A 14,871-nucleotide genomic window follows, 5' to 3' on the forward strand; every position below is an offset into this window, starting at 1 on the left:
GGGCGGCCCCCACGCTTTCACGAGGAGATGCAACGTGAGCAAGACCGTGGTCGTGGTCGTACCGGACGCCGACACCCTCGCCGCGACCGTGGCGTCCCGGCTGGTCAACAAGATCGTGGACGCGCAGGCCGAGCGCGGCACCGCGGGCGTGGTGCTGACCGGTGGCCGGATCGCCGGCAAGGTGCTGAGCAGCCTCAAGGACCTGCCCGCCGCCGCGGCCATCGACTGGTCGCACGTCGACCTGTGGTGGGGCGACGAGCGGTTCCTGCCCGCCGGCGACGCCGACCGCAACGAGACCCAGGCCCGCGCCGCCCTGCTCGACGCGCTGCCGCTCGACCCGGCCCGGGTGCACGCGATGCCCGCCTCCGACGGCCCGGACGGCGAGGACGCGGAGGCCGCGGCCGCCCGCTACGCCGCCGAGCTGCGGCTGGGCGACGCCGACCTGCCGCCGTTCGACGTGCTGATGCTCGGCGTCGGCGAGGACGGCCACGTGGCGTCGCTGTTCCCCGAGCACCCGGTGCTCAACGAGACGGAGAGCACCACCGCGGCCGTCCACAACAGCCCCAAGCCCCCGCCGACCCGGATCACGCTGACGATGCCGACCATCCAGTCGGCCGACGAGGTGTGGCTGATCGCCGCCGGCCCCGACAAGACCGAGTCGGTCGGCAAGGCGCTCAACGGCGACAAGCTGCTGCCGGCCGCCCACGCCACCGGCGCCTCGCGCACCTACTGGCTGCTCGACAAGGCGGCCGCGGCCCGCATCGGCTAGCCGCGGGCCGAGATCTGCTGCACGGCCCAGCTGTTGCCGTCCGGGTCGTCGAAGAAGACGAAGCCGACGTTGTCCAGGGGGTGCGGTGTGGGCCGCGGGTTCTCGCCCACCACCTGGACGTCGCTGACCGTCACCCCGTTCTTGACGAGCTCGGTGTGCGCGGCCTCGATGTCGGGCACCACCAGCTGCAGACCCTTGAGCGAGCCCGGCGCCATGTTCGGCACCGCTCCCCTGCCGATGACGATCGAGCAGCCGCTGCCCGGCGGCGTGAGCTGCACGATCCGTACGTCATCGCTGATCTTGGTGTCGTGGTCGACCACGAAGCCGAGCCGGTCGGCGTAGAACTCCTTGGCACGGTCGACGTCGCTGACCGGCACGACGACCACTTCGAGCGTCCAGTTCATGCGGGCATCCTGTCATCGGGCGGTGAGCCCGGCCACAACATGCCGGATCATAGACTTCCGGGGTGCAACCACAGATTCGCGGCTACCGCCCCACCGACCTCGAAGCCGTCTACGACATCTGCGTGCGCACCGCCGACGCCGGCGGGGACGCGCGCGGCACGAACAGCTCCGACCGGCTCGTGGGTGACGTGTTCGCCGCCCCGTACGTCGTCCTGGAACCGCAGGTGGCGCGCATCCTCGACGACGGGCGGGGCAACGCGGTGGGCTACGTGGTCGGCACCGCCGACACGGCGACCTTCGTGCGGCGCTACCGCGAGGAGTGGCTGCCCGCGACCGAGGGCCGCTACGGCGACGACGACCCGCGCGACCAGCTGTGGCTGGAGCTGCACCGGAACCCCGAGCGCATGCTGGTGCCCGAACTGGCCGACTACCCTGCCCATCTGCACATAGATCTGCTGCCGGAGTGGCAGGGGCGCGGTCTCGGGCGCGGGCTGATGACCGCGTTCCTGAGCGGGCTGCACGAGGCCGGGGTGCCGCGGGTGCACCTGGGCATGGCGCCGGCGAACACCGCCGCGCGCGCCTTCTACGACCGGCTGGGCTTCACCGAGATCCCGGTGCCGTCCCAGCCCACCGTCGTCTATCTGGGCCGCTCCACGGCCGTCTGACCGGCCTTGCTACTCGCCGCGGCGCTGGCGCAGCTTGGCGAGCGCCTCGGCGAGGATCTTGGCGCCGTCCTCGTCGGTGCGCCGCTCCTTCACGTACGCCAGGTGGGACTTGTACGGCTCGGCACGCGAGCGGCCCGGCGGGTTCTGCCGGTCGAGGCCCGCGGGCTGACCGCAGCGGGGGCAGTCCCAGGTGTCGGGCGCGGGCGCCTCGACGGCGAACCAGATCTGGCTGGCGTGCCCGGCCGCGCAGAAATAGGTCACCTCGCGCCGCGGGGCGGGCTCGCTGCGCTCGTCGGGCCGCATCGGCGACGAGCCCACACGGCTGCCACGGATCGCACTGCCACTGGACACGGACGTCACTCCTGTCTCGAGGGCGCTGGTCTCAGCCGGCCGCAACACGGCCGAAACAGAGCTGTAAAAACGCCGCGCGCCCGGCTGAACCGGACGCGCGGCAGATTCTACGACCAAGGGGCCTCGCCGAGAAGAACGGGGCGGAAGGAAACTCAGGAACCGGGGACGGCGAGCCGCAGCCAGAGCCCCAGACCGACGATGCAGGCGAACCAGATGATGCCGACCAGCACCGTGTAGCGGTCGAGGTTCTTCTCGGCGACCGAGGAGCCGGCGAGGCTGGAGGTCACACCGCCGCCGAACATGCTCGACATGCCGCCGCCCTTGCCGCGGTGCAGCAGGATCAGCAGGGTCAGCAGAATGCTGGTGATCACCAGCAACACGATCAACGTGTAGGCGAACCACATCGGCATGACTGGGTCGATTCCTCTCGAAGGGCACTGCAGCGGTCCAACAATAGCGTGTGCCCGGGCGCGCTATGCGCCCGGGCACACGGCGTGACGTCAGCGTGCCACGTGCTCCCGGAACCGGGCGATCGAGGCGAACTCCTCGGCGTCCAGGCTCGCGCCGCCGATCAGCGCGCCGTCCACATCGGGCTGCGCCATGATGTTGGCGATGTTCGCCGCCTTCACGGACCCGCCGTAGAGGATGCGCACCGCGTCGGCGATCTCGGCGCCGTACTTCTCGGTGAGCCGTGCCCGCAGCGCGCCGCACACCTCCTGCGCGTCCTCGGGGGTGGCGGTCTTGCCGGTGCCGATCGCCCAGACCGGCTCGTACGCGATGACCGTCTGCTTGACCTGCTCGGGCTTGAGCCCGGCCAGGCCCGCGTCGAGCTGCGCCGAGCAGTGCGCGACGTGGCCGTTCTCCTCGCGGATCGGCAGGCCCTCGCCCACGCAGAGGATCGGCGTGAGGTTGCTCGCGAAGGCCGCCTTCACCTTCGCGTTGACCAGCGCGTCGTCCTCGTTGTGGTACTCCCGGCGCTCGGAGTGGCCGGCCAGCACGTAGGTGCAGCCCAGCTTCTCCAGCATCGAGCCGGCGATCTCCCCGGTGTACGCGCCGGACTTGTGCTGCGAGATGTCCTGCGCGCCGTAGACGATGCGCAGCTTGTCGCCGTCCACCGCGGTCTGCACGGTGCGCAGGTCGGTGAACGGCGGCAGCACGGCCACCTCGACGTCGGTGAGCTGCTGCTCGTTCAGGCTCGCGGCGAGCTTCTGCACCAGAAGGTTGGCCTCGAAGTGGTTGAGGTTCATCTTCCAGTTACCGGCCATGAGAGGCCGGCGGGCGTCCGCCATCACTTCTCCAGTGCGTCGATGCCGGGGAGGGTCTTGCCCTCGAGGTACTCCAGGGAGGCGCCGCCGCCGGTGGAGATGTGCCCGAAGGCGCTCTCGTCGAGGCCGAGCGTGCGCACGGCCGCGGCCGAGTCGCCGCCGCCGACCACCGAGAAGCCGTCGATCTTGGTGATCGCCTCGGCCACGCCCCGGGTGCCGGCCGCGAACGGCGCGAGCTCGAACACGCCCATCGGGCCGTTCCAGAACACCGTGCGGGCGGAGCCGATCGCCTCGGCGAACAGCGCCACCGACTCCGGGCCGATGTCCAGGCCGAGCCGGTCGGCCGGGATCTCCGACGCCGGCACCGTCACCGAGTCGGCGTCGGCCGAGAACTCGGTGGCCGCGACCACGTCGACCGGCAGCACGATCCGGCCCTGCGCCTGCTCGAGCAGGTCGGCGCAGGTGGCGACCATCTCGTCCTCGAGCAGCGACTTGCCGACCTCGTGGCCCTGGGCCTTGAGGAAGGTGAAGCACATGCCGCCGCCGACGAGCAGCTTGTCGACCTTGGGAAGCAGCGCCTGGATCACCGCGAGCTTGTCGGAGACCTTCGAACCGCCGAGGACCACCACGTACGGCTGCTCGGGGCTCTCGGTGACCTTCTTGAGGACCTCGACCTCCTTGAGGACGAGGCCGCCGGCGTAGTGCGGCAGGCGGGCCGGCACGTCGTACACCGAGGCGTGCTTGCGGTGCACCGCGCCGAACGCGTCGTCGACGTAGACGTCGGCGAACGCGGCCAGCTGCCCGGCGAAGGCGCCGCGCTCGGCGTCGTCCTTCGCGGTCTCGCCGGCGTTGAAGCGCAGGTTCTCCAGCAGCAGCACCTGGCCGTCCGCGAGCGCGGCGGCCTTGGCCTGCGCGTCCTCGCCGACGGTGTCGGAGGCGAACACGACCGGCGAGCCGAGCAGCTCGCCGAGCCGCGTGGCGACCGGCTCGAGGGTGTACTTGGGGTCGGGCGCGCCCTTGGGGCGGCCCAGGTGCGACATCACGATGACGCGGGCGCCCGCGTCACGCAGCGCCACCAGCGTCGGCAGCACCGCGCGGGCGCGGCCGTCGTCGCTGATGACACCGGGGTTGCTCTTGTCGAACGGGACGTTCAGGTCGGCGCGCACGAGCACGCGCCGACCCGAGACACCCTCGCCGAGCAGGTCGTCGAGAGTCTTCACGAAGATCAGGCCCCGACGAGCTTGACCAGGTCGACGAGGCGGTTCGAGTAGCCCCACTCGTTGTCGTACCAGCCGACGACCTTGACCTGGTTGCCGATGACCTTGGTCAGGCCGGCGTCGAAGATGCAGGACGCCGGGTCGGTGACGATGTCCGAGGAGACGATCTCGTCCTCGGTGTAGGTCAGAATGCCCCGCAGCGCGCCCTCGGCGGCGGCCTTGATCGCGGCGTTGACCTCCTCGACGGAGGTCTCCTTCTTGGCCTGGAAGGTCAGGTCGGTGGCCGAGCCGGTCGGGATCGGCACGCGCATCGCGAAGCCGTCGAGCTTGCCCTTGAGCTCCGGCAGCACCAGGCTGACGGCCTTGGCGGCGCCGGTCGAGGTCGGCACCACGTTGAGGGCGGCGGCGCGGGCGCGGCGCAGGTCCTTGTGCGGGCCGTCCTGCAGGTTCTGGTCCTGCGTGTAGGCGTGGATCGTGGTCATCAGGCCACGCTCGATGCCGATCGTGTCGTTGAGGACCTTGGCCATCGGCGCGAGGCAGTTGGTCGTGCAGGACGCGTTCGAGATGATCGTGTGCTGCGCGGCGTCGTACTTGTCGTCGTTGACGCCGATGACGACGGTGATGTCCTCGTTCTTGGCCGGGGCCGAGATGATGACCTTCTTGGCGCCCTTGTCGATGTGCGCCTTGGCCTTGGTGGCGTCGGTGAAGAAGCCGGTCGACTCGATGACGACGTCGGCGCCCAGGTCACCCCACGGCAGGTTGTTGGGGTCGCGCTCGGCGAACGCCTTGAAGGTCTTGCCGCCCACGGTGATCTCGTCGGCGGTGGCCTTCACCTCGTGCGGCAGGCGGCCGAGGATCGAGTCGTACTTGAGCAGGTGCGCGAGCGTGGCGTTGTCGGTCAGGTCGTTCACGCCGACGATCTCGATGTCCGCGCCCGAGGCGGCAGCCGCCCGGAAGAAGTTGCGGCCGATACGGCCGAAGCCGTTGATGCCAACCCGGATGGTCACAGGTGGATCTCCTCGTTTCGGTCCGCCGGATTATGCGACCGGCGGAGGGTCTGCGTTGCCGACCATGTCGAGGGCCGGCAGAGGGGCGTCCGGTCGCCGCGCCAGCGTGAGGAGGCGCCGCGTCAGACTGGCGGCGCACAGCGCGGTCGGCCGAGCTGCCGGCACCGTCGCCGTCGGTAAGACCCTATCCGAGAGCTCCGGAAAGATTTCCGAGGGGTCGCAACCCAACCGTGACGAAGCCTCGCCGTTAACCTGCGCTTCTCCGGTTGGACAACCCTCACCCCGTACGCGACCCGCCCCGTCACGATCCGCGACGGTCCACAGCTTCCGGCCCGGCCCCGGCGGTCGCCCTCCGGGGCCGGAAGCGGGCTCCTCAGGAGTCCCGGTGCCCGCCGTCGCCGGCGAGCCGCTCCACCACCTGCACGATGCGCGTCATGCCCTGCTTGATCTCCGCGATGTCACCCTTGACCTCGGTCATATCCGCCTTGAGCCCGGCGACGTCGGTCTTGAGCCCGGCCACGTCGGTCTTGAGCACGGCAACGTCCGTCTTGAGCCCGGCCACGTCCGTCTTGAGCCCGGCCACGTCCGTCTTGAGCCCGGCCACGTCCGTCTTGAGCCCGGCCACGTCCGTCTTGAGCCCGGCCACGTCGGTCTTGAGCACGGCAATATCGGCCTGCTGCGCGGCGAAGCCCGCTTTCAACTCGGCCACGTCCGCCTTGAGACCACCGACGTCCGCCTTGAGAGCACCGACGTCCGCCTTGATGTCCCGGATGCCGGCCTCCTGCCGGATGAAGCCGGCCTTGAGCTCATAGAAATCTGCCCGCTGCTCCGCGTAGCGCTCTCGCTGAAGCTCCCGCATAGCCCTCAGATCGGACGACATCGTCCGCAGCATCGCCGAGTGCTCGCCCTGCGTCTCCTTCAGGGCATTCAACAAAGCCGTGTGCCCGCGTACTGCAGCCCCATCGTCGTCCGCACCTCGTCCGGCATCGGTTGCCAAGGTCCTCACCTCCGCTACTACCCGCTTCAAAATGATCAACTCTCTTTCCACCGTCGAAACCCGGCGTTCCAGGCTCTCGGTCGTGGTCATGCCGAGAGAGTGTTCCGGGTTTTCGAGCGCAGGTGTAATAGCTGTTGATCAGCGGAAACGCCGCTCCGTGAAACAAGTGACATCTTGACACACGTCAGCTTGTCGAGGAGCAAGGGTCAGCAGGCCATCATCTCCGGGGTGACGGCGGCCTCGGTGTCGGGGATGCCCAGGTCACGGGCCCGCTTGTCGGCGAGGGCGAGCAGACGCCTTATACGGCCGGCGATCGCGTCCTTGGTCAGCGGCGGGTCGGCCAGGGCGCCCAGCTCCTCCAGCGACGCCTGACGGTGCTCGAGGCGCAGCCGGCCCGCGGAGGTGAGGTGGTTGGGGGCCTCGTCGGCGAGGATCTCCAGCGCGCGGGTGACGCGGGCGGCGGCGGCCACGGCGGCACGCGCGGAGCGGCGCAGGTTCGCGTCGTCGAAGTTGGCGAGCCGGTTCGCGGTGGCGCGCACCTCCCGGCGTACGCGCCGCTCCTCCCACGCCAGCACGCTCGAGTGCGCGCCGATGCGGGTCAGCAGCGCGGCAATGGCGTCGCCGTCCTTGATGACGACCCGGTCGACGCCGCGGACCTCACGCTCCTTGGCGGTGATGCCGATGCGCCGGGCGGCGCCGCGCAGGGCCAGCGCGGCCTCGGGGCCGGGGCAGGTGATCTCGAGCGCGCTGGAGCGGCCGGGCTCGGTGAGCGAGCCGTGCGCCATGAACGCGCCCCGCCACGCGGCCACCGCGCAGCAGACGTTGGCCGACACGACGTGCGGGGGCAGACCCCGGACGGGACGGCCGCGCACGTCGAGCAGGCCGGTCTGGCGCGCGAGGGCCTCACCGTCCTTGACGATGCGCACGATGTAGTGGCTGCCCTTGCGCAGCCCGCCCGAGGCGAGCACGTGCACCTCGCTCGGGTACCCGTACACGTCGGCGATCTCGCGCCGCAGACGCCTGGCCACCGCGCCGGTGTCGAGCTCCGCCTCGACCACCACGCGTCCCGAGACGATGTGCAGGCCGCCCGCGAACCGCAGCAGCGCGGCCATCTCGGCCCGCCGGCAGCACGGCTTGGGCACGTCGACCCGGCTCAGCTCGTCCTTGACCGCTGCCGTCATAGCCATCGTGTTGTCACCTCATGCGCCGGATCGTGAACAGGGAGTGCCGCATTGCGCCGTTTGCTTAACGAGCGGCGCCCAACAGGGGCACCAGGGCAACGCCCAACGACTCAGGATCATGCCTGGGGCTGCCGTCCGCAACGGCCACGGGTGCCAGAACGAGCCGGGCGCCCAGGGCCTCCGCGGCCCGCCGCACCGGCTCGGGATCGCCCACCCAGCGGCCGTCGGCGAGCACGACGTCGACGCGCAGACCGGGCAGGTACCAGTGCAGGGCGGCCAGATGGTCGGCGGTCGACAGGCCCAGCGTCTCGTTGTCGGGGGCGAGGTTGAGGGTGACCAGCCGGCGGGCGGGGCTCTTCATGATCGCCTCGGCCAGCCGCGGGACCATCAGGTGCGGCAGCACGCTGGTGAACCAGCTGCCCGGCCCGAAGATCAGCCAGTCCGCCTGGTCGATCGCGCTGGTCGCCTGCGCGCACACCGGCGGGTCGGCGGGGTCGATGCGGACGGCCTCCACGTGCCCGTGCGCCACCGCCACCGCGTGCTGACCACGCACGGTGACGACCTCGAGCGGCCGGGACGGGTCGGCGCCGCGCACGTCGGCCTCGATGCCGATCGCGTGGCGGGCCATCGGCAGCACCCGGCCGCGCGCGCCCACCATCGCGGCCGCGTGGTCGAGCGCCTGCACCGGGTCGCCCAGCATCTCCATGAGCCCCAGCAGCAGCAGGTTGCCGACGGCGTGGCCGACCAGCGGATCGGGCCCCTCGCCGCCGGCCGGGATCTCGGCGAAGCGGTACTGCAGCAGGTCTGCGGTGCGCTGGGTGACCAGCCGGTCGTCGGCCAGCGCGGCGAGCGCCTGCCGCAGGTCGCCCGGGGGCAGCAGCGCGTCGCGCTCGGCGAGCAGCCGGCCGCTGGACCCGCCGTCGTCGCCGACGGTCACCACCGCCGTGATGTCCAGCTCGATGCCGGCGGCGCTGCGGCGCAGCGCGCGCAGCGAGGCGCTGAGCCCGTGCCCGCCGCCGAACGCCACCACCCGTACCGGGGGCATCGTCACTCCCGCCCCAGGTCGCGGTGCGACGAGTGGGCGGCCAGGCGCATGTCGCGCAGCTGGGCGGTGAGCTCCTCGGCGATCGCCACGCTGCGGTGCTTGCCGCCCGTGCAGCCCACCGCGACGGTCAGGTAGCGCTTGCCCTCGCGCTCGAAGCCGGGCGCGGTCGCCCCGATGAGGCCGGCGTACGTCTTCACGAAGTCGCCGGCGCCCTCCTGGTCGAGCACGTAGCTGCTGACCGCGTCCTCGAGGCCGGTGTGGTCGCGCAGGGTGGGCACCCAGAACGGGTTGGGCAGGAACCGGGCGTCCATGACGTAGTCGGCGTCGGGCGGCAGCCCGTACTTGAAACCGAACGACAGCACCGTGATGCGCAGCCGCCGCACGTCCTCGCCGCCGAACAGCTCCTCGACGCGGCGGCGCAGCTGGTTCACGTTCAGGTGGCTGGTGTCGATGATCACATCGGCCTGCTCGCGGGCCTCGGCCAGCAGCTTGCGCTCCGCCGCGATGCCGTCGGCGAGGCGCCCGTCGCCCTGCAGCGGGTGCGAGCGGCGCACCGACTCGAACCGGCGGATCAGCACGTCGTCCTCGGCGTCGACGAACACGACCCGCGGCGAGAAACCCCGCTCCTTGAGCGCGTGGATGGCCCCCGCCAGGTCGGTGGAGAAGGCGCGGCTGCGGACGTCGAGGACCATGGCCGTACGCCGGGCCGCCCCACCCGCCTGGAAGGCGAGCTGCGCCATGTCGAGCATGAGCGCCTGGGGCAGGTTGTCGACGACGTAGAACCCCACATTCTCCAGGGCGCGCGCCACCGTGCTGCGCCCACCGCCGGAGACCCCGGTGACGACCACCAGATCGGTGGCCACCTCGTCGGGATCGACCGCGTCGGCCACGAACTCCGGCATCGACTCCGTCACGCACGCCTCCCAGCGTCGCTTCGTCCGCGCCCCCGGCGGACACAACATCCTAGGCCGAAGCCGTTCCCCCGATCCCCTCGGACGCCTGTCGTCCATCCGATCGGTGTCCCGGCCCGGTAGTTACAACCACCGCGACCCGCTTCGCGTTCCGCCCTAGGGTGGGACGATGACAGCGGACCTCTTCGATGCGACTGCCATGTACAACGAGGACTACCTGTACTTCTTCGCCGCGCCGGACGCGCAGGCCCCGACGCACGGCCCGCTGGTGGGCACCGCCTATCCGGGCGTCGACACCGCCGCCGACCTGGTGTGGCGGCTGCTCGGGCTGGACGAGGGCATGCGCGTGCTCGATGTCGGCTGTGGACACGGCGTGCTGGCGAACGCGCTGGCCGCGCGCGGTTGCCGGGTCACCGGGCTGGACTCCTCCGAGGTCTTCCTGCGCCGGGCCCGCGCGGACGCGGCCGCGGCGGGCGCCGAGGTCGAGTACGTCGCCGGGGACATGCGCCGGCTGCCGGGCGACTGGACCGGGCGCTTCGACCGGGTGCTGAGCTGGACCACCGCGTACGGCTACTTCGACGACCCCACCAACCGCGCCGTGCTCGCCGAGATGGCCCGGGTGCTGCGGCCCGGCGGCCGGCTCGCCATGGACCTGGACAACCTGACCAGTTACCTCGGTTCGCTGCCGCCCTCGCGGATCACCGCCCGCCGCGGCGACGGCGACCTGCTCGCCGACCGGCATCACCTCGATCCGCTGACGGCCCTGCTCACGGTCGAGCGCACGGTCGTGCGCGACGGCGCCGCCCGCACGCTCACCTTCGCCAAGCGCCTGTTCGCCTTTCCCGAGCTGCGCGACTGGCTGGCCGCCACGGGATTCGACGACATCAGCGCGTACGGCGAGGACGGCCGCCCGTTGCGCGCCGAGCACCACCGCATGGTCGTCACCGCCTCCCGTCCCTAGCTGTGATGTCCAGCCAGGTTGTTCAACCGGGTGATGGGTGGCAGTTTGCCGATGGCGGTGTGGGGTCTGTGGTGGTTGTAGTCGTGCATGAAGGCCGGTAGCGCCGCCCGGCGGGCTTTCTCCGAGGTGTAGAGCTTGGCGAAGGCCCAGCCGTCGGCCAGGGTCCGGTGGAAGCGTTCGATCTTGCCGTTGGTCTGCGGCCGGTAGGGGCGGGTCTTTTTCACCGTGATGTCCAGCTCGGCGCAGGTGTCGCGCCAGAGATGTGATTTGTAGGCGGAGCCGTTGTCCGAGAGCACCCGGCGGGTGGTGACGCCGCGTTCGGCGAACCAGGTGACCGCGCGGCGGAGCACGCCGGTGGCGGTCAGGGCGGTTTCGTCGTCGTGGATTTCGGCGTAGGCGACGCGGGAGTGATCGTCGATGACGGTATGAACGAACGCGGTGCCGATCAGCGGGTTGTGGTGCCGGTTGCGGGGTTTGCCGGCGGTGGCGGCGCGGTTCTTCTCGCCTTTCTGACGGCCGAGGTAGCGCCAGCCGCCACCGTCGGGCACGTTGCCCAGCTTCTTCACGTCGACGTGCAGCATGTCGCCGGGCGCGGGGTGTTCGTAGCGGCGGATCGCCTCGCCGGTGCTGCGGTCGAGGTGTGAGAGCCGGTTCGCTCGCTGCCGTCGCAGGACGGCGTGCACGGTGGAGGCGGCCAGGCCGAGCTGATCGGCGATCGGGACCGGTCCCCAGCGTCGTTTGCGCCGCAGATGCAGGATCTTGCGGACCAGCGGCGCCGGGGTGCGGTTGGGCTGCCGGTGTGGTCGTGACGAGCGGTCGGTCATGCCGGCTTCGCCTTCGGCGCGGTAACGCTGAGCCCATTTGCTGGCGGTGCGCCAGGACACGTCGTAGCGTTCGGCTGCTCGTGCGGGTGACCAGCCGCTGTCGACGATCAGACGCGCCAGCCGCAATCGCGCCCGCGGGGTCAGTGCGGCGTTAGCGTGGGACATGAAGGCCTCCAGCCTGGTGTGTGGCGTCTTAGCAGCTCCACTGCACCGTTGGAGGCCTTCATCTGTTCACCGGACCAGACTTTGATCGTCAGATCGAGTGGTCGCACTTCCTCGACCAACGTCCCCGGACATCACACCTAGCCGGAGGCCGGAGCACCGGGCCGCGGCGCCTTCGCTCGGTTGGCGCCGGCCCGGGTGCGGCCGGCGCCGCCCGCCGGGACCGCGCCGGGCTCGGCGGGCGACTCGGGCTCCGCCGCCGGGGCGGGCTCGGGGTTGAGGGCGGTCAGCAGCGTCTCGGCGGTGCGGCGGCCGATGCCGGGCACCTCGGTGATCTCCTCGGGGGTGGCCGCGGCCAGCCGCTTGAGCGAGCCGAAATGCCGCAGCAGCGCCTTGCGCCGGGTCTCCCCCAGCCCGGGGATGTTGTCGAGCGCGGACGCGGTCATCCGCTTGGAGCGCCGCTGGCGGTGGAACGTGATCGCGAAGCGGTGCGCCTCGTCGCGGACGCGCTGCAGCAGATAGAGCGCCTCGGAGGTGCGCGGCAGGATGACCGGGAAGTCCTCGCCCGGCAGCCACACCTCCTCGAGCCGCTTGGCCAGGCCGCACAGCGCCACGTCGGTGATGCCCAGGTCGGACAGCACCGCGGCGACCGCGTTGACCTGCGGCTGACCGCCGTCGACGACGACCAGCTGCGGCGGGTACGCGAACCGCCGCGGCCGCCCCGTCAACGGATCGATGCCGGGCAGCTCGTTGGTCGCGATCTCCTCCGGCGCCCCTGGAACCTGGGACTCCTGCGCCTCGGCGGACCCGTCGGCGGCAGCGGCGGCCTCGGCCCAGCTGCCGCCGGGCTCGGACAGGTCGGCGGCGTCCTCGACCTCGTCGGACTCGGGCTGATCGCGCGGGGCGTCGGCGCCGGGCTGGGCGCGGAACCGGGCGAACCGCCGCCGCATCACCTCGCTCATCGCGGCGAGGTCGTCGGTGCCGCTGCCGTCGGGGTTACCGCGGATCGCGAACCGCCGGTACTCGCTCTTGCGGGCCAGGCCGTCCTCGAAGACCACCATCGAGGCCACCACGTCGGTGCCCTGGATCTGCGAGACGTCGAAGCACTCGATGCGCAGCGGCGCCGTGTCCAGCCCGAGCGCCTCGGCGATCTCGTCGAGCGCCTTGCTGCGGGTCGTCAGGTCGCCGGCCCGGCGCAGCTTGTGCCGCTGCAGCACCTCGCCGGCGTTGCGGGCCACCGTCTCCATCAGCGCGCGCTTGTCGCCGCGCTGCGGCACGCGCAGCGAGACCTGGCTGCCGCGGCGCTCGGACAGCCAGTCGTTGAGCGCGCCCGCGTCGTCGGGCAGGGCCGGCACCAGCAGCTCGCGGGGCACGTCGCCCTCGCCCTCGGAGCCGCCGTACATCTGGCTGCAGAAGTGGTGCACGAGGTCGCCGGTGGTCAGGTCCTCCACCTTCTCGACCACCCAGCCGCGCTGTCCGCGGATGCGGCCGTCGCGCACGTGGAAGACCTGCACCGCCGCCTCGAGCGGGTCCTCGGCGAACGCCACCACGTCGGCGTCGGTGCCGTCGCCGAGCACCACGGTCTGCTTCTCCATCGCGCGGCGCAGCGCGGCGATGTCGTCGCGCAGGCGGGCCGCCTTCTCGAACTCGAGCTCCTCGGAGGCCTGCATCATGTCGCGCTCGAGCCGCTTGACGAACGCGTCGGTGCGCCCGGCCATGAAGTCGCAGAAGTCGTCGACGATCGCGCGGTGCTCCTCGGCCGACACCTGGCCGACGCAGGGCGCCGAGCACTTGCCGATGTAGCCCAGCAGGCACGGACGCCCGATCTGGCCGGCGCGCTTGAAGACGCCGGACGAGCAGGTGCGGGCCGGGAAGACGCGCAGCAGCAGGTCGAGCGTCTCGCGGATGGCCCACGCGTGCGAGTAGGGGCCGAAGTAGCGCACGCCCTTGCGCTTGGCGCCGCGCATCACCTGCAACCGGGGGAACTCCTCGTTCAGCGTCACCGCCAGGAACGGGTAGCTCTTGTCGTCGCGGTACTTCACGTTGAACCGCGGGTCGAACTCCTTGATCCAGGAGAACTCGAGCTGCAGCGCCTCGACCTCGGTGCCGACGGTGACCCAGTCCACACTGGCCGCGGTGGTGACCATCTGCTGCGTGCGCGCGTGCAGCGACCACGTGTCGGCGAAGTAGGAGTTCAGCCTGTTCCGCAGGTTCTTCGCCTTGCCCACGTAGATGACGCGGCCCGACGGATCACGGAAACGGTAGACGCCCGGCGACTCGGGGATGGTTCCCGGCGCGGGGCGATAGGTGGAGGGGTCCGGCACAACCTCAACACTAGTGCGGGGGACTGACATGATTACCCGACCGGAGGTCCGTCGCCGCCGCCACGGCGTCGGACCTCCGGCCGCGAAGGCCGCGGGAGGTCAGGCGGCGACGATGTTGTCGCCGTCCACCTTGACCTTGGTCTCGGGCAGCGCCTTGGTGGCCGGCCCCGACGTGGGCTGGCCCGTCTCGATCGAGAACTTGCTGTTGTGGCAGGGGCAGGAGATCTGGCCGCCGTCGATCTTGTTGACGTCGCAGCCGGCGTGCGTGCACACCTTGCTGAACGCCTTGTACGTGCCGGCCACCGGCTGGGTGATCACGTAGTCGCCCTGGATGATGCCTCCGCCCTCGGGAACGTCGCCCACGGCGGCGAGCGTCGAGCCGCCGGAGCCGCCGTTGCTGCCCGACCCGGCGTCGCCGCCGGTGCCCGGGCCGGCGCTGCCGGCCGGGCCGGGGTTGTCGGTGAAGTCGCTGCCGTTGGCGTTCGTGCTCGACGAGCTCGTGCCGCACGCGGCCAGGACGGCCGTGGCGCCCGCCGCACCGGCGCCGAGCAGGACCAGACGGCGCGTCGAGCCCGTCGCCGGACGCTGCGGCTCCTGCTCGGAGTGCTCGGCGTCGGTCGTGGTCTGCACGTCTGTCATCGGTTGTCCTCCAGTGCCTGATCCGCGTGAGTGGTCACGCGACGTCGCTCCTACATACGCTGCCGTGGCTCGCCGGGTTCAGGCGGGCCGCGAAATTATCCGCCGCAGCGGTGGGGTTTCGTCCGGGCTTGCGGGCGTTCGCACCGCAC

General features: G+C 71.3%; 16 protein-coding genes. 3 read left to right on the forward strand and 13 right to left on the reverse strand.

Features of this window, described 5'->3' with window-relative positions; all coding sequences use genetic code 11:
• Positions 1-34 precede the first annotated feature (34 nt).
• Positions 35-769, forward strand: a complete 735-nt coding sequence (pgl, locus tag ACSNN8_RS35865; RefSeq protein ID WP_436654618.1) for a 6-phosphogluconolactonase — start codon at positions 35-37, stop codon at positions 767-769.
• Here pgl and ACSNN8_RS35870 read toward each other — a convergent pair.
• The gene (locus ACSNN8_RS35870; RefSeq protein WP_436654619.1) at positions 766-1,173 is read right to left on the reverse strand and encodes a VOC family protein; all 408 of its coding nucleotides are present in this window, start codon (positions 1,171-1,173) and stop codon (positions 766-768) included. The genes pgl and ACSNN8_RS35870 overlap by 4 nt on opposite strands.
• A gap of 62 nt (positions 1,174-1,235) precedes the next feature.
• Here ACSNN8_RS35870 and ACSNN8_RS35875 point away from each other — a divergent pair, with 62 nt between their 5' ends.
• Entirely contained in the window at positions 1,236-1,838 is a 603-nt protein-coding gene (locus tag ACSNN8_RS35875; RefSeq protein ID WP_436654620.1) for a GNAT family N-acetyltransferase, read from the forward strand.
• 9 nt (positions 1,839-1,847) lie between these two features.
• Here ACSNN8_RS35875 and ACSNN8_RS35880 read toward each other — a convergent pair whose 3' ends face one another.
• The 9 genes from ACSNN8_RS35880 to rapZ form a co-directional block, all read right to left on the reverse strand.
• Complete coding sequence (locus ACSNN8_RS35880; protein WP_436654621.1) at positions 1,848-2,189, reverse strand: RNA polymerase-binding protein RbpA; 342 nt, start codon at positions 2,187-2,189, stop codon at positions 1,848-1,850.
• Between the two features lie 152 nt (positions 2,190-2,341).
• The gene (gene secG / locus ACSNN8_RS35885) at positions 2,342-2,599 is read right to left on the reverse strand and encodes a preprotein translocase subunit SecG (protein WP_436654622.1); all 258 of its coding nucleotides are present in this window, start codon (positions 2,597-2,599) and stop codon (positions 2,342-2,344) included.
• 90 nt (positions 2,600-2,689) lie between these two features.
• Positions 2,690-3,478, reverse strand: coding sequence for a triose-phosphate isomerase (gene tpiA, locus ACSNN8_RS35890; protein WP_436654623.1), 789 nt, complete (start codon positions 3,476-3,478; stop codon positions 2,690-2,692).
• Positions 3,478-4,680, reverse strand: a complete 1,203-nt coding sequence (locus ACSNN8_RS35895) for a phosphoglycerate kinase (protein WP_436655539.1) — start codon at positions 4,678-4,680, stop codon at positions 3,478-3,480. The genes tpiA and ACSNN8_RS35895 overlap by 1 nt, the downstream gene beginning before the upstream one ends.
• Positions 4,680-5,678: a type I glyceraldehyde-3-phosphate dehydrogenase gene (gap, locus tag ACSNN8_RS35900; RefSeq protein WP_436654624.1), complete on the reverse strand. Its 999-nt coding sequence runs from the start codon at positions 5,676-5,678 to the stop codon at positions 4,680-4,682. Before gap ends, ACSNN8_RS35895 begins: the two co-directional genes overlap by 1 nt.
• Before the next feature lie 373 nt (positions 5,679-6,051).
• Positions 6,052-6,765: a hypothetical protein gene (locus ACSNN8_RS35905; protein WP_436654625.1), complete on the reverse strand. Its 714-nt coding sequence runs from the start codon at positions 6,763-6,765 to the stop codon at positions 6,052-6,054.
• A gap of 116 nt (positions 6,766-6,881) precedes the next feature.
• Positions 6,882-7,862 (reverse strand): DNA-binding protein WhiA, encoded by a 981-nt coding sequence (gene whiA, locus ACSNN8_RS35910; RefSeq protein ID WP_203821919.1) that lies wholly within the window; start codon positions 7,860-7,862, stop codon positions 6,882-6,884.
• 58 nt (positions 7,863-7,920) lie between these two features.
• A complete protein-coding gene (locus ACSNN8_RS35915) occupies positions 7,921-8,901 on the reverse strand; it encodes a gluconeogenesis factor YvcK family protein (protein WP_436654626.1) in 981 nt (326 codons plus the stop codon).
• Positions 8,902-8,903: 2 nt separating this feature from the next.
• A complete protein-coding gene (gene rapZ / locus ACSNN8_RS35920; RefSeq protein WP_436655541.1) occupies positions 8,904-9,803 on the reverse strand; it encodes an RNase adapter RapZ in 900 nt (299 codons plus the stop codon).
• A gap of 178 nt (positions 9,804-9,981) precedes the next feature.
• On the opposite strand from rapZ, the gene ACSNN8_RS35925 reads away from it, so the two are divergent.
• Positions 9,982-10,773 (forward strand): class I SAM-dependent methyltransferase, encoded by a 792-nt coding sequence (locus ACSNN8_RS35925; RefSeq protein ID WP_436654627.1) that lies wholly within the window; start codon positions 9,982-9,984, stop codon positions 10,771-10,773.
• Here the strand turns inward: ACSNN8_RS35925 and ACSNN8_RS35930 are convergent.
• The 3 genes from ACSNN8_RS35930 to ACSNN8_RS35940 form a co-directional block, all read right to left on the reverse strand.
• The gene (locus tag ACSNN8_RS35930; RefSeq protein WP_436654628.1) at positions 10,770-11,762 is read right to left on the reverse strand and encodes an IS481 family transposase; all 993 of its coding nucleotides are present in this window, start codon (positions 11,760-11,762) and stop codon (positions 10,770-10,772) included. The two genes, ACSNN8_RS35925 and ACSNN8_RS35930, sit on opposite strands and share 4 nt — an antisense overlap.
• 137 nt (positions 11,763-11,899) lie before the next feature.
• Positions 11,900-14,083 carry an excinuclease ABC subunit UvrC gene (uvrC, locus tag ACSNN8_RS35935; RefSeq protein ID WP_436654629.1) on the reverse strand — a complete coding sequence of 728 codons (2,184 nt, stop codon included), beginning with the start codon at positions 14,081-14,083 and terminating at the stop codon, positions 11,900-11,902.
• Between the two features lie 99 nt (positions 14,084-14,182).
• Positions 14,183-14,722: a Rieske (2Fe-2S) protein gene (locus ACSNN8_RS35940; protein ID WP_436654630.1), complete on the reverse strand. Its 540-nt coding sequence runs from the start codon at positions 14,720-14,722 to the stop codon at positions 14,183-14,185.
• Positions 14,723-14,871: the final 149 nt, after the last annotated feature.

This window comes from Actinoplanes sp. URMC 104 (genome assembly GCF_051386375.1).
Classification (GTDB): Bacteria; Actinomycetota; Actinomycetes; order Mycobacteriales; family Micromonosporaceae; genus Actinoplanes.